Source organism: Alteromonas oceanisediminis (assembly GCF_018474025.1).
GTDB lineage: Bacteria > Pseudomonadota > Gammaproteobacteria > Enterobacterales > Alteromonadaceae > Alteromonas_E > Alteromonas_E oceanisediminis.
In genome coordinates this window covers 27,888-53,271 of the sequence record NZ_JAHCTA010000007.1, presented here as the reverse complement: position 1 = coordinate 53,271, position 25,384 = coordinate 27,888, and the positions used below count along the sequence as shown (strand labels likewise).

Genomic DNA, 25,384 nt, shown 5'->3' with positions numbered 1-25,384 from the left:
TGAGGTCTTTTTTTATCGACGAGTGTTGGTAAAAAACCGCGTTCAGAGCACATCGATGTCGCTGGGTAGTTCACGCGACTTACGGTAGACTAGCGACTTTCGTTTGCATCCATCAAATCAAAGGTAAATCATATGCACAAGCCCGTGAGGAAACTGGTCATCGCTGGCGGTGGAACGGCAGGCTGGATGACAGCGGCCTTATTGCGCAAGGTATTACCCCGAAATGTTGATATCCGTTTGGTTGAATCCGAAGAGATTGGCATTGTGGGTGTGGGCGAGGCGACAATTCCTCCCATTCAATTGTTTAATCAGTATCTTGGTTTAGACGAAAAAGCTTTTCTAAAAGCCACACACGGAACAATTAAGCTGGGGATCCAATTCGAAAATTGGCGGGTGCCAGGCGAGAGCTACATTCATACTTTCGGAGCACCGGGGGCAACCGTTGGATTCTGTAGTTTTCATCATTATTGGCTGAAAGCAAAATCGCAGGGACTGAAACAGTCGTTATGGGATTTTGATCTGAATTTCTTGGCGTCTCAGAAAGGGATTTTTAACAAGATCAACACACAAAACCCCGTCTATGACATGCCCTACGCCTATCATTTCGATTCTGCCTTGTATGGCCAGTATTTAAGAAAACTCGCAGAAGAATGGGGCGTCACGCGCACGGAAGGTAAGATTGAATCGGTAGAGCTTGAACCTGAATCTGGCTTTGTTGAGTCTTTGAGGCTCGCCAGTGGTGAATGCATTCAAGGCGACTTATTTGTTGATTGTAGCGGTTTCCGCGGACTTCTGATCAAGCAGGCGTTGAAAACAAACTATGAAGACTGGAGCCACTTGTTACCCGCAGACAGCGCCTTTGCTGTGCCCAGTGAACGATTCGCAACCACACTGCCTTACACGCGCAGCATTGCTCATCGAGCGGGTTGGCAGTGGCGCATACCGTTAACACACCGTAACGGTAACGGGATAGTGTTCAGTTCGCAGTATTGCAGTGATGATGAGGCACTGAACACACTGCTCAGCCACTTGGACTCGAAGGCGATTGGTGATCCGCGTAAAATTACTTTTCAAACTGGGCGAACGGATAAACAATGGCACAAAAACGTTGTCGCAATTGGACTCAGCAGTGGCTTTTTAGAGCCGCTGGAGTCAACCAGTATCCACCTAATTCAGTCAGGTATTGTGCGCTTGATGAAGATGTTCCCAAATGACGGCGTTAAACCGGCAATGGTGGATTTGTACAACGCTGAATCGAAGCAGGAATTTGAAACCATTCGTGACTTTATTGTGCTGCATTATTACGTCAATGAGCGAGATGATTCTGAATTCTGGCGCGACATGCGTGCGCTTGATATACCAGAAAGACTGGCCTTGAAAATCGACGCCTTTGCGCAAGCCGGTGCACTTATGAATGACCAGAATGATATTTTTCGCGATGCCTCGTGGCTACAAGTGATGATGGGGCAGGGGATCCAGCCGCAAGATTATCACCCGAGTGTGAATGCTCTGGATGAGCAGGCGTTGTCTGATGTGATGCAAAAGATCTTAGCGGCCAAACAGCAACCGCTAACCAAGATGTTGCCACATGATGAGTTTTTACAGCAGTTTACGGGTTAACAATCAAAACTGCTGTACACTCAGAGCCTGTTCATCTTCCGTATTATGCAATATTGAGCGGCTAATATTTTACAATGCCGGTCAACTGATGCATAAATTGAAAGATAAACAGGTTTTGTACTGCGTCGCACCCCAGTACTTCGCTTTTTATGCCAAGGTATTCAAAATAAGGGCTTGATAGGGCTTCAGTGTAACGGTCTTTCCGTCAATATCAACGTGATCATAATTGTTGATGAGCGCCGAGTCTTTAACCGCCATAGGCAGCTCCAGTGCAACTGATTGCTCGGAAAAGTTCAATAGCACAATCAGTTGTTCGTCATCCAGCGTACGCGTATAAACGTACGCATGCTCATGATCAGCAAACAAACATTGATAGTCTCCGTAGATGAGCGTCATTGACTGTTTACGCAAGCTTGCCATTTTACGGAAGAAATTAAGCTCTGACTGACTGTCTTGCTCTTGAGCAGCCACATTGACCATGGTGTAGTTGGGGTTTACCGGTAGCCACGGAGTGCCAGTAGTAAAACCTGCATGTTCTGAACTATCCCACTGGATAGGCGTCCGTGCATTATCGCGCGCCGTGATCTTGTGGGATTCAATAAATTCGTTTAGATCACCACCTTCCGCTTGCGTCAGATGATGCCAGTTGATGGTCATCAAGTCTTTATAGTGGTCGATACGATCAAATTTGATGTTGCTCATGCCGATTTCATCACCCATATAGTAGTAGGGTGTACCGCGCATACTGAGCAAAAACGTGGTCAGCATCTTGGAGGCTGTTGCACGCCATTTAGGACTGTCATTCGCCCAACGCGTTACCATGCGCGGGAAATCATGATTACCCAGATAAATTGTGTTCCAGCCATGTTCGCTGAATACTTCATCCCATTCCGTCAGGACGCGTTTAAACTCAACCAGGTTTTGAAAGTCTTCGTTGATGATGTAGCGCTCGCCGACACCAATGCCCTGATGATCAAAATGATAGTTCATATTGAGCTCGCCGCGCCGTTCATCAACAAGCTTCATCACATTGTCGGGTTTAGTTCCCGGGCCCTCCGCGACGGTCATGATGTCGTAGTGCTGTAATACTTCATGATGCATTTCTTGCAAATACTCATGTAAGCGGGGGCCTTGTGCATAAATATCAATCATGTGCTGGCCTTGATACTTTTCCTCAAACTCAGGGTATCCGTCGTGTTTAGAGATGAATGTAATGACGTCCATTCGAAAGCCATCGATCCCTTTTCTAAACCAAAAATGCATCATGTCGTATATTTCAGCGCGTAATTTGGGGTTTTCCCAGTTTAAATCAGGCTGCTTCTCCGAGAAATAATGCAAGTAGTAGGCATCGGTTTGTGCATCATAAGCCCAGGCGTTACTTTCTTTATCAAAATAACTCCAACGACGCGGCGGCGTACCTTTCTCTGCCGGCCACCAGTGGTAGTAATCTCGGTATGGGTTATCGCGTGATTGCCGTGACTGTTGAAACCAATAATGCTCATCGCTGGAATGATTGACGACCAAATCCATCACTAGCTTAAGACCACGAGCATGCATGCCGGCAAGCAATTCGTCGAAATCGTTCATGTCACCAAACTCGGTCATAATTTGACGGTAGTCAGCAATATCGTAGCCATTGTCATCATTAGGCGAGTCGTAAACCGGGTTGAGCCAAATCACGTCGACACCGAGACTGGCGATGTAGTCTAACCGATTAATAATACCGCGAATATCGCCGATCCCATCGCCATTACTGTCTTGAAAGCTGCGTGGATAGATTTGATAAACGATGGCTTCTTTCCACCATTCGCGTTTTATTTCGCTCAATGCGGGCATGAGAGACTCCGGAAAAAATAGAAAAAATCGACCGAGCTTAGCGCTCGGTCATCGTGCGTGCATTGGTTTCGGACTCAAGCACATCGGCGGTATCAACTTGGTGTAAGCGGTCACGCAAGCGCATTGCAAAACCAGCAGCGATGACTAGGCAAATACCGCACAGGACAAGAGCGTTGCGCGGATCGCCCATCAATATTGAGTCGTAATAGAAGCCAATAGTGACCATGCTGATGATTTGCGGTAGGCAAATGAACGCATTCAGTAAGCCCATGTAAACGCCCATTTGCTTACGGTCAACCACATCTGCTGCAATGATGAAAGGCATAGTGATAATACCGGCCCAGCCAATGCCCACGAGACACATTGCTGCCAATACCCAAGCCAATGAATCGTTGGCTAGCATGGAGATAAAGCCAATGCCACCGACAAGTAAAAACAACGCATAAGTGTTCTTCTTGCCGATTTTTCGCGTGATAGAAGGAACCAGAAACGACATGACCACCGTGGTCACATTCATGACCGTAAATGCTAGCCCGACGTTGGCTGTTCCCTCAGCAAAGCCTGGTGAATCTGGTGTGGGCGCGTTAAAGCTATGACGCGCAATGGATAGCGCTAGGTACTGCCACATTAACGGCATGCCGTACCATGAGAAAAACTTAACCCACCACAGTCGGCGGATTTCGTCGGGCATGTTTTTGACGGCGCCACCGATATCGACCAAGGCACTGAAGAATAAGTTTTTGCCTTCGCGCTCTTTCTTGAACGCTTCGATGTTATCAGGTGGATCTTCTTTGGTGGTGTAAAGCGTCCATGACATCGACACAATAATGGCGACGACGCCTATTACAAATGAATATTTGACGATATCAGGGATCGTGTTGCCATCCGTTGCAGCTGACACACCAACCGCCAGCATAATTAATGGCATCAATCCGGCAAGCATCTGGCCGCCGGCCAGCATGAACGTTTGTACGGCATACCCCAACGTGCGCTGTTCATTATTTAATTTGTCGCCAACAAGGGCGCGGTAGGGTTCCATGGCGGTATTCATACCAGCATCCAGGATCCAGAATAAGCCGACCGCCATCCACAAATAGGGTACATATGGCATAAACATGACTGCGATACTGGCGATAAGTGCGCCAAACAAAAAGTATGGTTTGCGGCGGCCAAAGCGCGTCCACGTTCCGTCGCTCATGGCGCCGATTAGAGGTTGGATCAGAAGCCCCGTTACCGGGCCGGCAAGCCACAATATAGGTAACCCAGCTTCTTCTGCGCCATGGTACCGAAAAATTGGGCTGAGGTTAGCTTGCTGTAATCCAAAACCGTATTGGATCCCCAAAAAGCCGAAGCTCATGTTCCAGATTTGCCAGAACGATAAAGAAGGCTTTTTAGCCCCTAATGTTGACATAGTCTTAATCCTTTTAATCGAATTTGTGATTAATCTCACAAATTTGGGGATGTAAAAATGATGTTAAGCCCAATCTTAAAGGTTTAAGATTTTGATTTCCAGTTATTCTTTTAGAAAAAATAAAGTCCACAATATCAATAAAAAAAGCATCGCCGATGACGTATTGTGCATTGTTGAATGAACAAAGTGTTAAAATTAATAATCTCTTTAACGTAATGATTTTTAAGGTTTAAAAATTTTCATTTCAGTTTTTTGGGGCGTTTTCACGACCCTTTATGCGATCTGGCGGTACCGTAGACATAATAGATAGTGGCTGTTTATTCTCCGTGTTTCACCGGAGCAAAGTCGCTAGATATTGTTAAATTTGTGTTTCAGCGCTATATTGATGTTCGAATAATTCTTAAATCGTTAAGATGTTTTAGAAGCCTTTACGTTAACTGATGTAAGTAGCCAGATCGCTCACTCGTTAAGCGCATCTGGTCGATAGAACAAGGTAGGACCCCATTAAACCTAAAATGAACCTTAAACAGGTCGCGAACGCCCTTGGTGTATCGACCGCCACTATCTCAAACGCGTTTAACCGACCTGATCAATTGTCAGCAAAACTGCGAGAACGGATCCTGCGCGATGCGGCTGAACTGGGATATCACGGGCCAAATCTGGCGGCACGAACGCTACGCCGCGGTGAGTCTGATGTCATTGGTGTGATGCTGTCTGATTCGCTCAGCTATAGCCTTTCAGACCCTGTCGCGAGTCAACTGTTGCAGGGCGTCGCTGATGTTCTCGTTGAAAACAACAAGCACATGCTATTGCTCTCAAGTTTGGTTGATACGTCGGAGCAGCTAGGTGCTGAGTCTTTGCCGGATGGCTTTCTCTTGTACGGCACCATTCCGCAGAAAATTTTGCAGCGCGTCATGCGCAACGGTAAGCCTGTGGTTATCGTTGATTTTGAATCAGCGGAAACCACGTCGGTGAATATCGATAACGAGCATGGCGCTTATGAGATTGCTAAACTGGCCCTGAAAGGCGATAAAACAGAAACGGCGATTCTGGGGCTTAAACTTATTGATTTTAATCGAGTATGTCGCCTGACGCAGGCCGATGTCGACATGGAGTATCAGGAGATTTCTCGAAGCCGTTTAGCGGGCTTTATGCAAGCAGCCAATGAGCGAGGTGTGAACATTGCCGCTGATGCGATCTGGCACATCCCAATCAACAACCGTCACAACGCTGAAATCGCTGCACGAGAGGCATTGACTAAAATGCCTCGACCAGAAGTATTGCTGTGCATGAGCGATGTTATTGCCTTATCGGCTATTCGCGTTGCGCGAGATTTAGGGCTACGCGTGCCTGAAGATGTGGCGATCACAGGTTTTGATGGCATTCCCGAAGCAGAGCATTCTCAGCCGCCGTTAACCACGGTCTGCCAACAAAGTATCGAAAAGGGCAAGCTGGCCGCACAACTTTTGATGGAGGGCGCGGTGAATAAACAAGTGGTGCTCGAAACACGCATTGTGCAACGCGGCTCGTTGCGTTAGCGCCTGTCTATGCAGCCGTCTTCAGTAGCGTCATCTTACGAGTTCAATACTGTCGCGAGCTTGATTAATCAGCCCAACGGGGCTGCAAAAATCGCGGAGTTGTGTAGTCAGCTGGGCATCTCTCGCCCGCTTGTAGTGACCGACAAAGGATTAATGGCGACGGGGTTAATCGAGCGTTTTACCCGGCCATTGCACACGGCAGGCTTCCCCATCTGTGTTTTCGATGATGTGGTCGCCGATCCACCCGTTGATGTTGTTGAACAAGCTGTCCAACGTGCTCAAATGCACCACATTGACGGTGTGATAGGCGTTGGGGGAGGAAGCTCTCTGGATGTCGCGAAGTTGATTGCGGTGGTGTGCGGCACTGAAATGGCGCTCAAAGACATCATTGGCGTTGACAAGGTCATTGGCAAACGTTTACCACTGATCCTGGCACCGACGACGGCAGGCACGGGCTCTGAGGCTACCCCGATAGCGATTGTCACCACCGGCAGTACAACGAAAGCCGGTATTGTTGCTAGGCAACTGTATGCTGATATTGCGCTGTTGGATGCCAGTTTAACCGAAGGTTTACCTGCAGCGATTACCGCGGCGACAGGTATTGACGCTATGGTTCATGCCATTGAGGCATTCACCAGCGCCATTCATAAAAACCCGTACTCTGACATGCTCGCACACAATGCACTACGGCTGCTGTCGCGCAATATTGTTGCTGCCACGCAACATGGTGAGAACACCTTGGCACGCCAAGCGATGTTACTCGGCGCATTTCAAGCGGGGCAGGCGTTTGCAAACGCGCCAGTCGGCGCAGTTCATGCCTTAGCGTATCCACTCGGCGGGCGATTTCATATTCCGCACGGACTCAGCAATGCTTTGGTATTGATTGAAGTGATGCGTTTCAATCTAGAGAGCTGCGCGCCTTTATATGCTGAGTTAGCGGCTTCTTTTGACCTAAATACGGCACGCAAAACTCCCCGAGAAATAGCTGAATGCGTTATCGATACCATTGACAATCTTATTCAGAGTTTACCCCTCACGCGACGATTATCGGCGTTAGGCGTTAGCGAGAACGACCTGGCTATGCTGGCGGATGATGCCATGCTGCAAACGCGGCTGTTGGTAAATAATCCGCGTAGCGTGAACTTTGACGATGCGCTCGCAATTTATAAAAAGGTGTTGTAGATGAGGGCGAGTCAAACTGAGAAACTTTGTCGGAGCGACTTTGCCTGCTTCTATCCTATACAGACGCGCTGGGGTGACAATGATTTATACGGGCACGTGAATAACGTCACGTACTATGCGTATTTTGACTCAGTCATCAATCGCTTCCTCATCGAGCGGGGCGGTTTAGATATTCATCAGGGCAACGTTATTGGCTTTATCGTTGCATCTCAATGTGCTTATTTTAAGCCTGTTGCATACCCCGAACAGCTTGAGTGCGGGCTTCGTGTGACGCGAATTGGCCACTCCTCGGTAGACTATCAGCTCGGATTATTCTGGCATAATGATAATCTGTTGCGCGCACAAGGCTCGCTAACGCACGTTTTCGTCGATCGTGAAACACATAAACCGGTTGCTGTTTCAGGGCAATTACACGATGGCTTAGCCGCAATATCTCGATCTCTGATCGACACGCTCTAGCGATGAAAACATCAAGATTTTCAGATAACGCTAATGCATTGTTTACTTCACCCCCAAGACAACCTGTCGTGTTTCAATCTTAGAATGCCCTAGTAATAACTGACACGCCCTTACGTTTTTAGCTTTCTTATAAATCAACGACGATTTAGTACCGCGCAGTGTGTGAGTTCCATATTGGGGTGGTCTAGCCCAATCGACTCAGTCCATTCGTCCACAGTTCGACTGTATTGACGTCTTCGCTATTCAAATGGTGTTTCGCAATCAGGCTTTTGAGAGTGGCTCCAGCCTTATGCTAATGAGATGCCGATTGCTTTGGATAGTCGCGATCATCATTCCATCAGTGGTAGCATTAAATACTACCATGTGACTGGAGATCTACCCTATGAGTATGGTTAAAAAGAGCATTACGGTAACGAACCAACAAAATGAATGGCTGCAGGCACAGCTAAACACGGGTAAATACGCCAGTGATAGCGAGTTACTGCGCGACCTTATTCGCAAGGAACAAACACGTTCTGAGGAAATCAATGTCATTCGAGAGGCTTTGCTTATGGCCGAAAACAGTGGGATTTCTGACAGGTCACCTAAAGAAATTCTGAATGATGTTCTTCAAAAGAGGGCATTAAATGCCAAGTTATAGGCTAACAAACGCCGCAGATAAGGACTTGGTAAATATTTTAGAATACGGTTTAGAACATCACGGCGAAGGCAACGCTGTTGCTTTTTATTAAGAGCTTGCCAGTAAATTTGAGACGATAGCGCAACATTCTGAAATATAACCAAATGTAGATTACATCAAAAAAGGATATCAGCGAGCTGTTGTTAACTCATACTCTATATTTTTCGTTAGACGAGTTGACTATATTGAAATTTCTCGCATTTTAAGAAAAGTAAATCCGCATTTATAGCTATATCCAATTGACACTGTAAACCTTTCTGTTTCGGCCTCAGTGTTTGTCAGGATTGCTGCTCAGGCGGCTATTGATGAATTGAATGAAGGTAAAGATGTGTCGAAAGCTACACAGATTGATGCGCCCGTCGAAAAAGTGTTGGCGATTTAAAGGTGACTACGTGGCTGACTTCTCACAAAAACAATCGATCTGCAACAAACGCTATTTAGAAGAAAGCCCTTGATGAAGACTTTGCCTAAAGGCGTTAATGGCCGGTATGCAGGCGATCACGAAGCTGGCCGCACAGACTATGCCTATCAGGATCAATGAAGACAGCGACATCACCTCGTTTTCAATAAACAAACCATACTCATGACTTAGCCATTCCTGCCCCAACGCCAGTGCAAGCCACACAGCAAATAGCGCCGCAAAACTTGCCACGACACTGATTAAAAAAGCTTCCAGTTGAATGAGCGCAAACACCACGTGGGGGCCTGCCCCAATGGCACGTAAAACGGCGAACTCACGTTGTCGCTCACGGATAGAGGTGAGTAACATGGTCGCCATGCCCAGCAACGATGAACATAAAATGAGCGCGGAAATCACTAATAATACATTTTCCACACTGCCAACGAGTTGCCACAGTTCAGCCAGTGCAACGCCGGGTAAAATAGCCATCAATGGCTCGCCGTCGAATTGATTAATATTGCGTTGCAGTTGAAGCGCCTGAATGCGGTTTTCTAAGCCAACGAAGGCGGCTGTGACCTGATTGATTTCAACATTTGCTGTTTCGCCGCGTGCAAGACGATCCACGAGTGCATCCACATCGGCCTCTTGCATATGAGCCGCGGCCAGCCCTGTAAGGCTGACGTGCACTGTTTTATCCACCGGTGTACCCGTGGGTTCTAACACACCAACGACCTTAAACGGTGAATGTTTATGATGCGTAAAGCTCGTATGGCCAACACCGTGTGACAGTACGATCTCGTCAGCAATGCGGTAGCCCAACTGTTCTGCCACATCCGAACCAATAACCGCACCGAAAGGCGTTGAAAACGCGGAACCCTGCGAAAACGCAAGCGCTCTCTGGTTACCGTATTGGAAATGGTTAAAGTAGCTGTCTGTAGTGCCTATCACACGAAAACCGCGATGCGAATCACCCAGTGAGATAGGCACCACCCAATCAACGCCCGGTGCAGCGCGCAGCGTTTCTATGCTGTCCCAGCTAATATTGTTGGTCGGGTTACCCATACGGAACACGGAATACAGCAACAAGTTGACTTGGCCGGTTCTGGCGCCAACGATCAAGTCGACCCCTGACACGGTGCGACCGAAACTGTCCTTGGCTTGTTGACGAATATTATCCACACTGAGCAGCACCATCACGCTGACAAATATGGACAATAGCGACAGCACAACCGCTCCGCGTCGGTTCTTCAAACTGTTCAGTGCGATAGTACTGATCATACCGATGTTGCCTGTGTGAATGAGGTGATGTTGAGCTGATGCTCGAAACGCTCTGCCAATGCTTCATCATGACTCACAAACAGTAATGTTGTTTGTGTACCCGATAGGCAATCGAATAACAGCTGCATAAAGCCATCTCGTGCCTGGCGGTCCAGTGCAGACGTTGGCTCGTCCACCACCAGCAATTCAGGGCGGTTAATCAAAGCTCGCGCAATGGCCACTCGTTGTTGTTGGCCGACGCTGAGTGTACTCGCCTGTTGAGATAAAATACTGACAGGCAATTCTAGCCGTTGGCAGAATGATGCCATGGTCTGATCTAAATCAGCGTGCTTATGCCGCGCAAAATGTGCCGCTGCGTGAATGTTCTGCGCCACACTGAGGTATTCGATAAGATTAAACTGCTGAAATACAACGCCAATATGACGTGCACGAAAAGCGTCCCGCTTAGATGAGCTTAGTGTGGAGAATGGCTTGTCTAGTAGTGCAATCTCGCCCGATGTGGGAACCAAAGTGCCGCATATGAGATTAAGTAGGGTACTTTTACCCGAACCTGATGCGCCGTAAATAAAGCTATGTTGCCCCTGAGCTAATGTCCACGCCGGTACATCAATCACCGGCGCATCGCTATGATCGTAGGCGAAGGTGACCTTCTCAAACTGTACAGCAGGTGATGTGGTAGACAAACTCACTAGCCCTCTCCATATGCGTTACTTACAGCACACTAAGCTGTGTTGTTTCGGTTGTAAAGGTTGCTGCGGTAAAGCTCAAGCGCAATGCGACAAATCCGGGGTGATACCTATTCGAAGGTACCTTTAAGCAGGGTTTCACCGTTTTTGATATGCAAGCGACCTTGCGCAATAACGTGCTTCAAGCGCTTGTTTTCACCGAAAATCAGGACATCGGCATCCAGCCCTTGGATTAGCCGGCCTTTGTGCTGGAAGCACATCACGTCAGCTACGTTGCTGGTGAAAAACGGAAGAAAATTAGCCACATTGTGACCGTCATCGACCAATTCATAGAACACATCGGTCATGGCGCTAGAATCAGCAAAATCCATCTTTGTCATGTGCCCGCAACCGTCAAAGGACGGTAAACAGCCACCACCATCGCTGCTAATGGTCAGTTTATCCTGTGCCAGCGATGTGGACATGTAGCGCAGCAATGCGTCGGCAGGCTCATAGCCTTCACCATCCGTTTCAAACGCTGTCACGTCAATCCAACAGCCGTGTTTAGTCAGTTCACAAGCTTCTTCAAATAAGGTCTTTTGACGGTTCACATGGGTTGGATTATAAGTACGGGCCGGAATTTCAGCTTCACTCAATGCTTCACGTATCAGACTCAGTCCGCGTTTGCCATCACCCAGATGCAAGTGCAAGATGCCTGCTTTACCCGTCATCAATCGCGCAACGTGCGCTTCAGAAGCGACTTTGAGTAGCTCGTTCAATGTCGGCTGGCTGGAGCGATGGTCGCTGATCGCCAATTCGCCAACGCCCACAATTGGCTCAATAAATACAATGTCTGATTTAACCGAACCGGTTAACGTTGTTGGCGGTAAGTGATAGCCGCCGGTATAGCAGTAGGCTGAAAAGCCTTCTTCGCGCAGTGCGTACACTTGCGCAATAACTGATTCAGTGTTGCGCGTCAGATCGTCGGTCCCCAGCAGGCCAACCGCCGTGGTGACACCTGCACGAGTAAATTTGCTCATCGGCACAGGCGGAACACGGGTCGAGAAGCCCGCTTCACCGCCGCCGCCGGTCATGTGCGTGTGGCTGTCCACAAAACCAGGGGTCACCATGTGGCCATCAGCGTCAATCACTGTGACATCAAACTCATCAGCCAGGGTCGGAAGCGTTTGACCGATATACAAAAGTTTGCCGCCACCCATAACAATATGCCGCAAGCCGAGATGTTCTGGTGCATAAACATCAGCATTTTTAATAAGGATCATGGGCTGGGCTTCGTTTGACTGAATGGTCACTGACTAAATACTCCGTGGTGAGGGTCTTTCATCAAGGCAGACGATCCTAATTGAACAAGCTGATATAGCAAGTTTTTTCCCGCCGACGTGAATCTCAGATTTAACCGGGTACGACGCTGTGGCACACTAAACATTCTCTCTGGCGTAAGGAATAATAATGAAAATAACCTATTTGACGGCAATAGCTGCCACTGCTTTGCTGATGGCATGTACCCAACCAGCGCCTTCAACACGCAACGTGGCGCAGTCTGAACAGGCGTCAAGCAAACAGCAGTCTATCGACGTAAGTAAAGACTATCACTCGTTCGCCAATCCGGATGAGATTATCGTGACGCACATTGGCTTGGATTTAACCGCCAATTTCACTGATCAGCAGCTTATTGGTACCGCCACACTGGATATTGAGCGCGTCATAGAAGGTGAAAATACCCTAATTTTGGATACCAGAGACATTGCCATCAGTTCAGTTCATGTCAATGACGTGCCGATTGACTGGGATTTAAAACCGGCCCAGCCCGAGTTAGGCGCAGCCTTGCACATTGAATTACCGGTGGGGGCCGAGGCTGTTACCATTAATTATGCCACATCACCTGATGCATCCGGTGTGCAGTGGTTAACGCCGGCACAAACCGCGGGCAAACAGCACCCCTTTTTGTTCACTCAGGCTCAAGCGGTTCATGCGCGCAGTTTTATCCCGCTACAAGATTCTCCTAAAGTACGTGTCACCTACGATGCGATAATCAGAACGCCTTTGGAACTGCGCGCGGTCATGAGTGCCGCTAACGATCCTAATGCCGAGCGCGATGGCATTTACGAATTCACTATGCCACAACCGATCCCCTCCTATCTGATTGCATTAGCGATTGGTGACTTGGAGTTTCGGGCCATGGGTGAGCGAACAGGAGTGTATGCTGAGCCCTCCGTGTTAGACGCGGCGGCAGCGGAGTTTGAAGATACTGAAAGCATGTTAATTGCTACGAAAGAAAAATATGGGCCTTACAGCTGGGATCGGTACGATTTATTGATCCTACCGCCTTCGTTTCCTTTTGGTGGTATGGAGAACCCACGCCTATCGTTCATCACTCCCACCGTGATCGCTGGCGATAAAAGCTTGGTCGCATTAATTGCTCACGAATTAGCGCACAGTTGGTCGGGCAACACAGTGACCAATGCAACATGGCGTGATCTCTGGTTGAATGAAGGTTTCACCACTTACTTAACCTATCGCATTATGGAAATGATCTATGGGACACCACGCTACAAGATGGAAGCGGTTCTGGGCTATCAGGATCTACAAAATGATATTGAATCACTCCCGCCCAATGACCAGATACTGGCGATTGATTTGCGCGGCCGCAATCCAGACGATGTTTTTTCAAATATTCCTTATGAGAAAGGGGCGCTCTTTTTACGCGAGTTAGAGCAGAAAGTGGGGCGTGAAAACTTCGATGCATTCTTAGTTGATTATTTTAAAGCGTTTGAATTTCAAAGTATTACCACGGATGAATTTATTGCTTATTTAGACAAAACATTACTCAGCGATTTTGCTGATGTATTGAATCGAGAACGTGTTATGCAGTGGATATTTGAGCCCGGTATTCCTGAGGGGGCACCCGTGCCTGAATCCGACGCATTTGCAAAAATTGATAGTGCGCGCAGCGCATGGCTCGAAGGTGAACTCAACGCTTCAGATATCGACACCGAACAGTGGACGGTACACGAATGGTTGTATTTTTTGAACAATCTTCCAAGGTCATTGGATGACACGCAATTGATCGAGCTTGATCAGTCTTTCTCTCTTACTCAAAGTCGCAACAATGAAATAGCGCACAGTTGGCTTATGATTGCAGTACACAATCAATATCAACCTGCCTATGACCGGCTGTTTAATTATCTAACCAGTATCGGCCGCAACAAGTTAGTTAAACCATTGTATCGAGAATTGGTGAAAACCGAGGAAGGCAAGGCTTTTGCCAAGAAAGCATTCGAGCAGGCTAAGCCGGGCTATCACCCATTAACCATCAAAGCGAATGAAGGCTACTTTGAGGATTAAGTCTAACTGACGGGTTAAGCGGCTTTAGACCTACCGCTTAACCACAACGATGTCAGCAGGATTAGCAACCGGTCACTGCATTGGTAATAGCGCCGCGAGTTCTCATAATAGACTCGCTCAATAACGTCACCGTTTTCAGTCATAAGACAGCAGGCAAAGGGCTTATCTGCCTTGGGCGCCACGAAGCGGTGCAAATAAAGCCGAGTATACATGGGCGTTTGAAAAATCGCCTTTGCAATACAAAACGGAATTTTGAAACCGGATATGTCAGGTTGTTCACCGCCAAAACATAAGTCTACTTTTTGGAACGGGTTGTCGCACGCCCCATTGGCTAACCCATACTTTGATAACTGTTTATCAATTGCTGTAATACCCAGTGTCATAAACCAACCTCGCTGCTTAATTACCTTTTTATACTGTTGTTATATACAGTAGTTGTTGTTTGATTAAAAAGCAAGCGAATTATTGCGGCTTTGCAGTCTCCGATAGCAACGTCAGCATTCAGGTTAGTTTACGAGTCATTAAGAAATCACGGCATGTAGCAGTGACCACACTAAAATAAAATGCATACCGACACTTATCTCACGCGTCTAAATCCTGAAAACCGATCTACTTAGCCTCCAGTCAGGCTCTTTTTACAAGCTTTTTAAATACCCACTCAAGTGGTCCGGTCTTAAATTTATTCAGCCAGCAAACGCTAAACACAATACTGGAAAAGCAAAACAAAAAGGCTGAAAACAATGCTACACCGATTGGTTGATTATTGAGTAGTCCCAGCGAGTCTAATATTCCCATACCTAAAATTACGTGCGCCACATAGAGCGTTAACGATACTTGGCCGGTTTGCGTTAACCACTGGCTTAGTTTGCTTGATTGAAATTTATCAGCCAAATAAAAACACCCGACTAACACAATAACCGCCGAACTGGCTGCGCTGAGCATATATTGAGGTAGAGGGGGAATCATCGATGTGCTAGATAATAAGCTGATTAGTTCTGGATCTATTGCTAGTTCAGAATGTGTTTCAGCGAATAACCTTACACCGTAAAAAAGTAACTCAGTGACGACCAGGATAGTGATCGCGCCGACCAATAGTTGCTTTTTGACCAGAGGATTAAGCAAATCTTGTCTACCTAACCACATGCCGAAAACCAAAAATCCACACCAAGGAAAAACTGGATGAAAGCCATTGAAAAATAAGTGTCTAAACATACCATCTAAAGTCCAGAGCCCATGGTACGTTAGAGTATTCCAATCCCAGCCATGATTGTAATCAAAGCAGAATAACAACAGCGGAAAAGCAAATATAAAGAAGCCGCTTATCAATAATAGTGACCTATTATTCAATGTGAACACAAAGGCAGCGATGATAAAATACACGCCGTAAAAATGGAGAATGTCGGCTTCCCAAATAGGCACATAGGCTAACCCAAGTAACATCAATAACACACCACGTTTTATCAGTAACCACCTCGATTTAGTTGTTTCTGAAGTTAAATCAAAACGGCCGGTATTACGTGTTACGAAGGTGATGCCTATTCCTGCTAAAATAACAAATAATGCAGATGCCCGCCCCTCAAGTAAACCAGCAAACACATACGAAAAAGAATCGTCATTTTGCACATTCATCACAATTTTGAAATTAACAATCACCATGCCAAAGATAGCGATTGCGCGAGCAATATCGATAGCGATCATGCGGTTCAATAGCGCTCTCCTGATTGAAGTTAATATTTATTTTTGATACATTGCTGTATCATAGCAGATATGTTGAATATGGTACAAGAGTGTCTCAAAAATGGATGTCCGTATTTCTCGTTCGAAGCAACTGATTGTCAAGGCTGGACTCGAGTTATTTTTAAAAAATGCAGATGCAACATTGGTTGATATTGCTAAACACGCTAATGTTGGAAGAGCAACCGTATACCGTCATTTTGAGAGTAGAGAAATACTCCAAAAGGAAATTGCATTTTATTGCTTAAAGCAATTTGATCGCGTCAATAAAGATGTAGGTCAGCAGGCGAAAGATCATCTTGATGCACTTAGGTTAATATTAAAAAATACAATGCCTTTATTTGCTGAGTTTTCGTTTCTCTCGAAAATGGAACAATTGCTGATAGATGAAGGTGATTTTCAATCTCACTTTGAGCAGCAAAATGATGAAATGCGTGAATTAATTAATTCATTAATTATAAACAAAAAGATAAGTAACAATTTTTCAGCGACATGGGTTTGTGATTTATTCGAAGGCTTACTTTGGGTGGGGCATCGAGCAATAGAGAGAGGAGAGCACAATCCAGAATCGGCTGCAGATCTTGCTTATGCAACGTTCTTAAACGGAGTAAGGGCAGGTGCCTAAATGCCTATTGACCTAGCGTCCATCTAAACGCATAACTAAATCAACGGCCTCCGAAATTAATTATGATGGAAAATCGCTTGTCAGCGGTCAAGGTTGGCCGGTAGCCTAGTGGCTGTATATTGTTGCTGTGCAGCAACCCAAGGAGAGTAAACTATGCTTAACGAATTGATTTCGGCAAATTCTGAACAACGAAACCAACTATTTGTGACCCACGCGCGTGAGCATAATCAAGTGTGGATCCTGACTGATGATGATGGTGCTGTGATGTTAACGACCGACGATGAAGATTGTATTCCGGTATGGCCCAGTCAAGAAGCTGCCGATTTATGGCGTAATGCAGAATGGCAGCATTGTGAAGCAAAACCAATTTCGCTGCCCGATTGGTTTTCGCGTTGGACAACAGGAATGCAACAAGACGAGTTATGCGTAGCGCTGTGCCCGCTGCCCGGTGAGGATGGTTTAGTATTATCGCCCGACGAGTTTGAACAACTTCTTCAATAAATTGGCCCTCACGTAACCCGCTACACAAAGGCGGGTTTTTTTAACCATTACTTTCTTGTATCTTTTTCGATTTGTTGCTAAACCATGTGTGGCGGCGATAGAGCACTGCCGCCTTAATAATAAACAATAAGAAGGACTTACACATGAAAATCAATCAGATACGGTTTCTCCCTTCGGCACTAGCCCTTGCCGTAAGTGCCTCACTGTCGTACCCCGTTTTTTCTCAAGAGCCTGTCGATGAGCAAGACGTTGAGCGAATTATGGTGACTGCTACCAAACGTTCAACCGCGCTACAGGATGTCCCTTTCTCAATCAATGCACAAACTCAGGATGATATTGAGCGCGCTGGCGCAACTAATCTTGAAGAGCTCACCCGAAACGTCGCCAGCGTTTCAATCCAAAACCTAGGGCCCGGACAAAGCCAAGTAGCCATTCGTGGCGTGTCGGCCGGCCAGATTGTGCGTGACCAACCCGGCGTTAAAGAGCAGGTGGGAGTGTATTTGGATGAGAGTGTTATCTCGTTGTCCTTGTTTACACCGGATCTCGATCTTTACGATTTGGCCCGAGTAGAAACGCTGCGCGGCCCTCAGGGCACACTTTTCGGCAGTGGCTCTATTGGTGGTACATTGCGCTACATTACCAATCAGCCTGAATTGGGCGTAACTGAAGGGTCGGTGGAAGCAAACCTGAATTCTGTGACCGATGGTGAGGTAGGCAATCATCTCAAAGGTATGATTAATGTCCCGTTGACCGACGATACCCTTGCACTTCGTGCAGTGGTGTATCGTACCGATTATGCGGGTTTTGTTAATGCGCTGGGCGAAAATGGCACTCGCAAAGATGATGTTAACAGTGGTGAGAGAACCGGTGGGCGTGTTGCCGTTAAGTGGCAAGTCACGGATAACTTAAGTATCACTCCGCGTATTGTGTTCCAAAAAATTGATATGGACGGATTTAACCGTCAGGAAGTCTATAATCTATTTGCCAATCCTTACACCACCACACGCCCTGCAATCCAGTTAGGCGAGCGGGAACAGTATTTATTGCTCGATGAAGGGTTTGACGATGAAACAACCATTGCCGATGTGACAGCCGAGCTGGCGATGGATGAAATTGATTTTACGTTTGTGTACAGTTATACCGATCGCGATATTCTGGTCAGCCGCGATGCGAGTGCGCTAACAGGCAGTGTCAGCGTTGATCTAGGATTTCCGGATGCCGCTGTATTGTTGCCGTCCAACTTATTGGACAATACGCAGGTAGAGCAAGACACCTTTGAATTACGAGCAGCGTCGAACAGTGACTCTGCATTGCAGTGGTTAGTGGGTGGTTTTTACTCCGATACACAGCGCCTGTACAGCCAACGTTTACCAACGCCCGGTTATGATGCATTTACCGACGCCACCTTGGGCGAGGGTACTTCGGCTGACGTGGCCAACGGCTTTCCGCTGAACTCTCCATATAACGCTGATTTACCTTATGATTTAGAGCAACTAGCGGTATTCGGTGAGTTGACTTACGCGATGTCTGATGATTTGTCTGTGACCGCCGGTACACGTTTCTATGATTATGAAGAATCCCGTCGATTCACCACTGGGGGGCTATTCGCTAATGGCGATGACCAAACAGACTCAACCGAATCTGATGGTTTTACGTCGCGCCTGATGGCGAATTATCGACTTAATCAAACGGTTAATTTAAATGCCCAGATCAGCCAAGGCTTCCGGCTTGGTGGGGTAAACGATCCGTTAAACGAAACCTTGTGTAACGCGCAAGACCGCGAACAGTTTGGTGGTTTTCAGGATTATGACGATGAAACCTTGGTGAACTATGAAATTGGCATGAAAGCAGCTGCACGCGGCTGGACTGCGAACCTTGCAGCCTTCCATACCGATATTGAAGATTTGCAAGTGACGCTGGATGCGGGCTCATGTTCGTCACGGATTTCATTTAACGTTGAAGAAGCACATACAACCGGGCTTGAGTTCGAGTTGACACGTCAGGCAACAGAAAACTGGTTTATCAGTTTCGCTGGCTCCGTGCTAGAAGCCGAATTTGACTCTACCGTGTTGGACAGTGATGGCAATGTGTTAGGGGGCGTGGCAGAAGGTAACCGTCTTGCATCTGTACCCGAAGTGCAGTTTGCGATTGCGACAACCTATGACTTTGATACTCCGTTATTTGGCTCAGACAATACTTATGTATCAGCGTCATTTCAGTATACCGGTGATAGATTCACTCAACCGAGCGATCAAACGGAGGGCGCGGGGAATTTCGTCTCAGGTCTGCCATTTGGTGGCGCAACGGGCAATGAACAAACCACGGTTGATTTAGCGTTAGACGCTTATCACACGCTGAATTTGAGCATGGGCATGGTGTTTGAAGATCTCGAGGCGTTGTTTTATGTGAATAATGTATTTGATGAGAACACGAATCTGTCATTTGACCGAGAGCGTGGGGGAAGGGCGCGTTTAGCGTATCGTACGAATCAACCGAGAACCGTAGGCGTTACCGTGCGCTACTTCTTTTAACGGGAGTTAACGTAAGTGCGATAAGGGCGGCAATTTAGCCGCCTTTTTTCTGAACCGGGGGGCTTGATCCACTGTACAATGAAACACAGTCGTATAAATGTTGAGGTGTCTTATATCTTTACTGGCTAATTCAGAGCAACTCTGGTTTTTGCCGTTGGGCGGAACTGGCGAGATTGGCATGAACCTCAACCTTTATGGTCACCATGGCCAATGGTTAATGGTGGATTGCGGTATCACCTTTGATGAACCACTAGTGCCCGGCGACGACCAACGATTCCGCGTTCTGTGCGCTGATCCCAGCTTTATTGCAGGGCAAAAAGAAAATCTTGCTGGCATAGTAATTACACACGCTCATGAAGATCATATTGGCGCACTAGCGCATCTCTGGCCTCGCTTACAAGCACCTGTCTATACAACACCATTTACCGCCGAAGTTTTACGCCGGAAACTGGCGCAGACAGGCTTGTCTGTGCGCGTGCCTATTATCGAAGTTGATGCAGGGGATAGTGTCGCCGTAGGCGTTTTCAACATTACCTGGCTTCCCATCACGCACAGTATTCCTGAGCCTTTTGCAATGACAATTGCAACGCCAGTAGGAACGGTTTTTCATACCGCCGACTGGAAGATTGATCCCGATCCTGGCATTGGCCAACGCTTTAATTCAAAGGCTTTCGAGCAGTTAGGCTCGCAGAATATTCTGGCCATGGTATGCGATTCCACCAACGCACTGAAAGCTGGCCACTCCATCTCTGAAAAGTGTGCTTATGAAGGACTGCGAGAGACTATTGCGCCATTGACCGGACGCGTAGTGGTGACCTGTTTCGCCAGTAATGTTGCGCGTTTGCTTGCTCTTGCCACCATCGCACGGCAAACGGGGCGGTACATGGCTGTGTTAGGACGAAGTCTCGAAAATATGGTGTCTATTGCCCGCGTCACCGGTTACTGGCCTCAAGACGTCGAGCTGATTGATCCATCACACCTGGGTTATCTTCCGAAAGAAGAGGTACTGGCGGTCGCAACGGGGAGTCAGGGGGAATCGAGAGCTGCGCTGCATCGACTGGCATACGATAATCATTTTGCACTGAATTTAGACGGTGGTGACACGGTGGTGTTCAGTGCAATGGTGATCCCCGGAAATGAACAATCGGTAGAGCGTCTTGTCAGGCAGTTTGAACAGCGCAATGTTAATGTCATCCTGTCGGAAAGTTCAACGCATCCCATTCATTCATCGGGGCATCCATGCAAAGACGAGCTAAAAGCCATGTATCAATGGGTAAGGCCGCAGATTGCAATTCCGGTTCATGGCGAGGCAGAACACATTGAAGCTAATGCTCGCGTCGCCAGATTAAGTGGGGTTAACAAACATTTTGCGGGCCGCAATGGCGATTTGTATCAGCTAGCACCACAACCCATGCTGAAGCGTCAAGCGATTAAAACGGGCCGTGTGATTGTTCAGGCGGAGTGACTCAACGCATAAAGTTGGTCGGAAGTATCACTATCGTCGAATAAACAGAGGTTATTGGTCGACTTATTAATATTGAATTTGGTTTTGATTACCGTCTTAATTAGGCTATGTAAATACGTTGTTAATTGGTCTAACATAGATGAATATGCCTTTAAAACAAGAAGCCCACATGAGCCTAACCCAAATGCCTACCTCGCCGCTGTCAATGTTGTACCAGTGGGAGAAAGAACGTCCAGACGCCAATTATTTAAGTCAGCCGGTTGACGGCAAAGTGACCGAATACAATTGGGCGGAGTTCGCAACCCTAGTGCGTAAAGTGGCTGCTGGTATCCAACGTGAAAATTTAGCACCCGGCAGCCGAATCTGTATTCTCTCTAAAAACTGCGTTGAATGGTTTGTGACTGACCTTGCCATTATGATGGCGGGGCACATCTCGGTGCCTATTTTTGCAACTGCCGGGCAGAACACAATAGAGTATGTATTACAGCATTCTGATACGCAGCTTATTTTTGTCGGCAAACTTGACGATACTGAAAATCAAGTCAAAGCGATCCCAGATAACATCAAATCGGTGGCGTTTCCTTACCCCAACATTAATGTTCAGCAGCAGTGGTGCGATTTTATTGATGGAGAGCCGCTACGTGGAGAGCCGAACGTTGACATGGAGTCAACGGCGACCATTATCTATACGTCGGGCAGCACTGGGCAGCCAAAAGGGGTAGTGCATACGTTTAATACTATCTGCTGGGCTGCGCAGAATTCTTTGCAGGCGCTGTCTGTGAACGACAAAGATCGCGTATTGAGTTACTTGCCGCTTGCGCATATTACTGAGCGCGTGTTGGTTGAATACGCCAGTCTTTACTCGGCAATGCAGGTGAGCTTTGTTGAATCATTAGACACCTTTCAGCGTGACGTAGTGGCGTGTCAGCCAACGCTGTTCATTTCGGTGCCACGACTGTGGACCAAATTTCAGATGGGCGTGCTGGCAAAAATACCTCAGAAGAAACTTAATATTATGCTCAAAATCCCTATTCTGAAAGGTATCGTTGCTAAAAAAATCAGAGAGGGTTTAGGCATCAATCAGGCACGCTTATGGGCCAGTGGCTCTGCGCCGCTAGCGCCTGCTACGATCCACTGGTTCGAACGGCTCGGCATCAATATTAGTGAAGGTTGGGGCATGACTGAGAACTGCGCATATGGTACCAGCAGTGTTCCTTTTCGCAGCGATAAAGTGGGTTGCATTGGTCATGCGTACGAGGGCGTAGATATTCGTATTTCTGATGAGGGCGAGATCCAGGTTAATTCGCCGTGCAACATGAAAGAGTATTATTTGGAGCCTGAAAAAACCAAAGAAGCCTTTACTGACGATGGCTGGTTACGCACCGGTGACAAGGGCACTATTGATGCTGATGGTTATGTGCGTATTACAGGGCGACTTAAGGATATCTTTAAAACAGCCAAAGGCAAGTACGTTACACCTGCCCCAATAGAAGCGAAGATCATGCAGAACGAAGTTGTCGAGCAGGTATGTGTAACGGGCAACAACCTTTCTCAACCGATAGCGTTGTTGGTACTGTCAGAAGATGCGCGCAAACAACCTCGCACCGATGTAGAGCCGTCACTGCTGACCACCTTAGAGAAAGTGAATGCGGGCTTGGAAAGCCACCAGCGTTTGGACCGCATTGTGGTGATGAACGGCGAGTGGACAATTGAAAACGAACTGCTTACGCCAACCCTAAAAGTGAAGCGCCACATTATCGAAGAACGCTTTGAAGACGTTATTCAGAAAAAATATTCTGGCAAGGTGGTGTGGAGCGACTAGACTTTTCCTAAAGCGGAGGCTTTTCAGCAAGCTAACGAATGTTATTTTGCTAAAGCAGTGTTGGAAAGGAGGCCCTTGAGGCCTCCTTTTTTGTTTTGAATAAACGATTTCGCGGATTTGATTTCGATGAAGTATGACTTACCGTACCAAGGTATGAAATTCGATACTCATCACTGATTGTTTATTGCTCAGGTTAGCTATAGAGTGCGCGCCGTTAAATTAATGATTTCACTCAAAAAATGAGGAATGCCATGTTGAAAATGCATTTTAAGAAAGGGTGTTTAGCCGCGTTGTTAGCGCTAACAACCCACATTGCTTCAGCCGATGTAGTGATGGTTGTACATCCAAGCAATGCTGATGCGATAGACGATAAGGTGGTTAAGCGCATCTTTCTGGGGAAAGAGAAAAAGTTTCCTGGTGGCGCTTCTGCAACCCCTGTTAATCAAAGCGCTGACTCATCAGTTCGTTCACAGTTTGACGAATCGATTTTGGAGCGCAGCTCAGCTCAAGTATCGGCATACTGGTCTAAGCTGGTGTTTACAGGTAAGGGTGTTCCCCCCACTGAAGTGGCCAATGATGCAGCAGTGATAGCAGCTGTTGCCGCCGACCCGACTGCTATTGGCTATGTCGATAGTGCCTCGGTCACAGGCGATGTCAAAGCGATTTCACTCAATTAATTATTAGGGAATACTCATGAAAAAGGTTCTGACGATCTCTACCTTGGCCTTAGCCATGTCAACAGCGGCAAATGCCGATGTGCGTATTAACGGTTTCGCCAATTTAATTGGTGGTATCACCAGCAGCGATGACACGCTTTACGGTTACGATGACAACATCGGCTTTGGCGAAGAAAGCTTGTTTGCCATTCAAGTCAGTGGCGATATTAACGACCGTATGACAGCCACCGGGCAATTAGTGGCACGTGGTTCAGACGATTACGAAGTGGATTTTGAGTGGGCCTATCTCACTTATCAGGTCACGGACAAGGTGAGCATCTCTGCTGGCCGTCTGCGGTTGCCATTGTTCCGCTATTCTGCCTCGCTGGATGTCGGCTATTCGTATCACTGGGTGAATGCCCCACGTGCTGTGTACGACGTTCCATTCAACAACCTTGACGGAGTGCGGGTCGATTACAATACCTTCGTGGGCGATTGGGAAATCAACCTTCAAGCGGGTGCTGGCACCTACGAGAATGAGATTGCTGGTGGCAAGCTAGAGGGCAGCAATACACTGGTATTCTCGGCAGAAGCCACGTACGAATGGTTCAAGGTTCGTGGCGTCTATGGTCGCTCGAATGCAACACTGGAAATACCCGATCTTGCGCCTGCTTTTGCACAGATGCAGCAAGTATCACCGGAGCTGGCAGGGTTTTTAAGCCTCAATGATGACTCAGGCACATTTTTAGGGCTAGGTGTTGAGGTTGACCAATTCGACTGGTTCGTGAGTGCAGAAATCACTTCGATTGAAACAGAAGAGTCTTTCTCGCCGAAAGACGTTGCCTATTACGTGACTGCCGGAGCACGGATTAATAAATGGACGCCAACCCTGACTTACGAGTCGCTCGATGGCAATAATGATATCAAAGGGTTAGACATCGTTGCAGGATTGCCTGCACAGCTACAACCCGCAGGTGCTGCACTTGCAGCCGGTGTGCAACTTCCATTTATGGAAGAGTATGACGTTATCACTGCCGGTGTTCGTTATGACTATGACACTAACGTGGCTTTTAAAGCGGATGTCAGTAAATACACTGACGACATTGATGAGAGCAACGACGCGACACTGGTTCGCGTAGCGGTTAATTACGTCTTCTAATTCACGGTTTATATCTGAGGAACACACTATGTTGAGAAAACATGCACTACTAGCAGCAACGTTAACGCTGTTAACGTCATTCAGCGCCGCTGCTGCAACAACGGTTATCGTTCATCCAAGCAACGCCGCCGCGTTAGATGAAAAGAGCGTGCAGCGTATCTTTTTAGGTAAAGAAAAGAAATTTTCTGATGGCGTTGAGTCTATTCCAATCAATCAGGTTGCAGACTCTGCAGTCCGCGGAGACTTTGACGAGAATGTGCTAGGTCGCAGCTCGGCGCAGGTCTCTGCTTATTGGTCCAAGCTGGTATTCACGGGTAAAGGTGTACCGCCGAAAGAAGTCAGCAGCGATGCTGACGTGATCGAATTGGTATCAAAAAACCCCAGCGCTATCGGCTACGTCGATAGTGCGTCAGTGACCGGCGACGTCAAAGCCGTTTCGTTGAACTAAGAACAAGGA

Annotated in this window: 21 protein-coding genes; 14 read left to right on the top strand and 7 right to left on the bottom strand. The window is 47.3% G+C overall.

The genetic code is table 11. The features are described 5' to 3' along the window. The first annotated feature begins 132 nt into the window (after positions 1-132). A complete protein-coding gene (locus tag KIU71_RS13180; RefSeq protein ID WP_214131761.1) occupies positions 133-1,620 on the top strand; it encodes a tryptophan halogenase family protein in 1,488 nt (495 codons plus the stop codon). Positions 1,621-1,767: 147 nt separating this feature from the next. Here the strand turns inward: KIU71_RS13180 and KIU71_RS13175 are convergent, their stop codons facing one another. Together KIU71_RS13175 and KIU71_RS13170 are read right to left on the bottom strand one after the other, a co-directional pair. Then, positions 1,768-3,456, bottom strand: coding sequence for a glycoside hydrolase family 13 protein (locus KIU71_RS13175; protein ID WP_250207499.1), 1,689 nt, complete (start codon positions 3,454-3,456; stop codon positions 1,768-1,770). Positions 3,457-3,493: 37 nt separating this feature from the next. Further along, entirely contained in the window at positions 3,494-4,867 is a 1,374-nt protein-coding gene (locus KIU71_RS13170) for an MFS transporter (protein WP_214131760.1), read from the bottom strand. A 515-nt stretch (positions 4,868-5,382) separates the two neighbouring features. Between KIU71_RS13170 and KIU71_RS13165 the strand changes: the two genes are divergently transcribed. The 4 genes from KIU71_RS13165 to KIU71_RS13150 all read left to right on the top strand — a co-directional run bounded on the left by KIU71_RS13165 (position 5,383) and on the right by KIU71_RS13150 (position 8,686). Further along, positions 5,383-6,405, top strand: a complete 1,023-nt coding sequence (locus tag KIU71_RS13165) for a LacI family DNA-binding transcriptional regulator (RefSeq protein ID WP_214131759.1) — start codon at positions 5,383-5,385, stop codon at positions 6,403-6,405. A 9-nt stretch (positions 6,406-6,414) separates the two neighbouring features. Continuing rightward, complete coding sequence (locus KIU71_RS13160) at positions 6,415-7,587, top strand: iron-containing alcohol dehydrogenase (RefSeq protein ID WP_214131758.1); 1,173 nt, start codon at positions 6,415-6,417, stop codon at positions 7,585-7,587. After that, positions 7,588-8,046, top strand: coding sequence for an acyl-CoA thioesterase (locus tag KIU71_RS13155; RefSeq protein ID WP_214131757.1), 459 nt, complete (start codon positions 7,588-7,590; stop codon positions 8,044-8,046). Between the two features lie 382 nt (positions 8,047-8,428). Further along, positions 8,429-8,686, top strand: coding sequence for a ribbon-helix-helix domain-containing protein (locus KIU71_RS13150; protein ID WP_214131756.1), 258 nt, complete (start codon positions 8,429-8,431; stop codon positions 8,684-8,686). 472 nt (positions 8,687-9,158) lie between these two features. Here KIU71_RS13150 and KIU71_RS13145 read toward each other — a convergent pair whose 3' ends face one another. The 3 genes from KIU71_RS13145 to iadA form a co-directional block, all read right to left on the bottom strand. After that, on the bottom strand, positions 9,159-10,403 hold the full coding sequence (locus KIU71_RS13145) for an ABC transporter permease (RefSeq protein WP_214131755.1): 1,245 nt from the start codon (positions 10,401-10,403) through the stop codon (positions 9,159-9,161). Then, a complete protein-coding gene (locus KIU71_RS13140; protein WP_315853295.1) occupies positions 10,400-11,092 on the bottom strand; it encodes an ABC transporter ATP-binding protein in 693 nt (230 codons plus the stop codon). The genes KIU71_RS13145 and KIU71_RS13140 overlap by 4 nt, the downstream gene beginning before the upstream one ends. Before the next feature lie 107 nt (positions 11,093-11,199). Beyond that, positions 11,200-12,351, bottom strand: a complete 1,152-nt coding sequence (gene iadA, locus KIU71_RS13135) for a beta-aspartyl-peptidase (RefSeq protein ID WP_214131883.1) — start codon at positions 12,349-12,351, stop codon at positions 11,200-11,202. A gap of 187 nt (positions 12,352-12,538) precedes the next feature. Here iadA and KIU71_RS13130 point away from each other — a divergent pair, with 187 nt between their 5' ends. Continuing rightward, positions 12,539-14,434, top strand: coding sequence for a M1 family metallopeptidase (locus tag KIU71_RS13130; RefSeq protein ID WP_214131754.1), 1,896 nt, complete (start codon positions 12,539-12,541; stop codon positions 14,432-14,434). Between the two features lie 14 nt (positions 14,435-14,448). On the opposite strand, the gene KIU71_RS13125 is transcribed toward KIU71_RS13130, so the two are convergent. Both KIU71_RS13125 and KIU71_RS13120 read right to left on the bottom strand, forming a co-directional pair. Continuing rightward, the gene (locus tag KIU71_RS13125; protein ID WP_214131753.1) at positions 14,449-14,817 is read right to left on the bottom strand and encodes a hypothetical protein; all 369 of its coding nucleotides are present in this window, start codon (positions 14,815-14,817) and stop codon (positions 14,449-14,451) included. A 241-nt stretch (positions 14,818-15,058) separates the two neighbouring features. Beyond that, positions 15,059-16,132 (bottom strand): DUF418 domain-containing protein, encoded by a 1,074-nt coding sequence (locus KIU71_RS13120; RefSeq protein ID WP_250207498.1) that lies wholly within the window; start codon positions 16,130-16,132, stop codon positions 15,059-15,061. Positions 16,133-16,232: 100 nt separating this feature from the next. Here KIU71_RS13120 and KIU71_RS13115 point away from each other — a divergent pair, with 100 nt between their 5' ends. The 8 genes from KIU71_RS13115 to KIU71_RS13080 all read left to right on the top strand — a co-directional run bounded on the left by KIU71_RS13115 (position 16,233) and on the right by KIU71_RS13080 (position 25,375). Further along, positions 16,233-16,793 (top strand): TetR/AcrR family transcriptional regulator, encoded by a 561-nt coding sequence (locus tag KIU71_RS13115; protein ID WP_214131751.1) that lies wholly within the window; start codon positions 16,233-16,235, stop codon positions 16,791-16,793. A 153-nt stretch (positions 16,794-16,946) separates the two neighbouring features. Further along, positions 16,947-17,294, top strand: a complete 348-nt coding sequence (locus KIU71_RS13110) for a DUF2750 domain-containing protein (RefSeq protein WP_214131750.1) — start codon at positions 16,947-16,949, stop codon at positions 17,292-17,294. 143 nt (positions 17,295-17,437) lie between these two features. Continuing rightward, positions 17,438-19,825 (top strand): TonB-dependent receptor, encoded by a 2,388-nt coding sequence (locus tag KIU71_RS13105; RefSeq protein ID WP_214131749.1) that lies wholly within the window; start codon positions 17,438-17,440, stop codon positions 19,823-19,825. 178 nt (positions 19,826-20,003) lie between these two features. Beyond that, positions 20,004-21,290 carry a ribonuclease J gene (locus KIU71_RS13100; RefSeq protein ID WP_214131748.1) on the top strand — a complete coding sequence of 429 codons (1,287 nt, stop codon included), beginning with the start codon at positions 20,004-20,006 and terminating at the stop codon, positions 21,288-21,290. A gap of 145 nt (positions 21,291-21,435) precedes the next feature. Then, a complete protein-coding gene (locus KIU71_RS13095) occupies positions 21,436-23,112 on the top strand; it encodes an AMP-binding protein (protein WP_214131747.1) in 1,677 nt (558 codons plus the stop codon). Between the two features lie 251 nt (positions 23,113-23,363). Continuing rightward, the gene (locus KIU71_RS13090) at positions 23,364-23,789 is read left to right on the top strand and encodes a phosphate ABC transporter substrate-binding protein (RefSeq protein WP_315853294.1); all 426 of its coding nucleotides are present in this window, start codon (positions 23,364-23,366) and stop codon (positions 23,787-23,789) included. Positions 23,790-23,805: 16 nt separating this feature from the next. After that, a complete protein-coding gene (locus tag KIU71_RS13085) occupies positions 23,806-24,927 on the top strand; it encodes a porin (RefSeq protein WP_214131746.1) in 1,122 nt (373 codons plus the stop codon). 28 nt (positions 24,928-24,955) lie between these two features. Next, positions 24,956-25,375: a phosphate ABC transporter substrate-binding protein gene (locus KIU71_RS13080; protein ID WP_214131745.1), complete on the top strand. Its 420-nt coding sequence runs from the start codon at positions 24,956-24,958 to the stop codon at positions 25,373-25,375. The last annotated feature ends 9 nt before the right edge of the window (positions 25,376-25,384 follow it).

Excerpts from the sequence above, each read along its gene's own strand:
- KIU71_RS13180 (WP_214131761.1), top strand. The coding sequence starts at position 133 with ATGCACAAGCCCGTGAGGAAACTGGTCATCGCTGGCGGTGGAACGGCA.
- KIU71_RS13175 (WP_250207499.1), bottom strand. The coding sequence starts at position 3,456 with ATGCCCGCATTGAGCGAAATAAAACGCGAATGGTGGAAAGAAGCCATC.
- KIU71_RS13170 (WP_214131760.1), bottom strand. The coding sequence starts at position 4,867 with ATGTCAACATTAGGGGCTAAAAAGCCTTCTTTATCGTTCTGGCAAATC.
- KIU71_RS13165 (WP_214131759.1), top strand. The coding sequence starts at position 5,383 with ATGAACCTTAAACAGGTCGCGAACGCCCTTGGTGTATCGACCGCCACT.
- KIU71_RS13160 (WP_214131758.1), top strand. The coding sequence starts at position 6,415 with ATGCAGCCGTCTTCAGTAGCGTCATCTTACGAGTTCAATACTGTCGCG.
- KIU71_RS13155 (WP_214131757.1), top strand. The coding sequence starts at position 7,588 with ATGAGGGCGAGTCAAACTGAGAAACTTTGTCGGAGCGACTTTGCCTGC.
- KIU71_RS13150 (WP_214131756.1), top strand. The coding sequence starts at position 8,429 with ATGAGTATGGTTAAAAAGAGCATTACGGTAACGAACCAACAAAATGAA.
- KIU71_RS13145 (WP_214131755.1), bottom strand. The coding sequence starts at position 10,403 with ATGATCAGTACTATCGCACTGAACAGTTTGAAGAACCGACGCGGAGCG.
- iadA (WP_214131883.1), bottom strand. The coding sequence starts at position 12,351 with ATGATCCTTATTAAAAATGCTGATGTTTATGCACCAGAACATCTCGGC.
- KIU71_RS13130 (WP_214131754.1), top strand. The coding sequence starts at position 12,539 with ATGAAAATAACCTATTTGACGGCAATAGCTGCCACTGCTTTGCTGATG.
- KIU71_RS13125 (WP_214131753.1), bottom strand. The coding sequence starts at position 14,817 with ATGACACTGGGTATTACAGCAATTGATAAACAGTTATCAAAGTATGGG.
- KIU71_RS13120 (WP_250207498.1), bottom strand. The coding sequence starts at position 16,132 with ATGATCGCTATCGATATTGCTCGCGCAATCGCTATCTTTGGCATGGTG.
- KIU71_RS13115 (WP_214131751.1), top strand. The coding sequence starts at position 16,233 with ATGGATGTCCGTATTTCTCGTTCGAAGCAACTGATTGTCAAGGCTGGA.
- KIU71_RS13110 (WP_214131750.1), top strand. The coding sequence starts at position 16,947 with ATGCTTAACGAATTGATTTCGGCAAATTCTGAACAACGAAACCAACTA.
- KIU71_RS13105 (WP_214131749.1), top strand. The coding sequence starts at position 17,438 with ATGAAAATCAATCAGATACGGTTTCTCCCTTCGGCACTAGCCCTTGCC.
- KIU71_RS13100 (WP_214131748.1), top strand. The coding sequence starts at position 20,004 with ATGAACCTCAACCTTTATGGTCACCATGGCCAATGGTTAATGGTGGAT.
- KIU71_RS13095 (WP_214131747.1), top strand. The coding sequence starts at position 21,436 with ATGCCTTTAAAACAAGAAGCCCACATGAGCCTAACCCAAATGCCTACC.
- KIU71_RS13090 (WP_315853294.1), top strand. The coding sequence starts at position 23,364 with ATGTTGAAAATGCATTTTAAGAAAGGGTGTTTAGCCGCGTTGTTAGCG.
- KIU71_RS13085 (WP_214131746.1), top strand. The coding sequence starts at position 23,806 with ATGAAAAAGGTTCTGACGATCTCTACCTTGGCCTTAGCCATGTCAACA.
- KIU71_RS13080 (WP_214131745.1), top strand. The coding sequence starts at position 24,956 with ATGTTGAGAAAACATGCACTACTAGCAGCAACGTTAACGCTGTTAACG.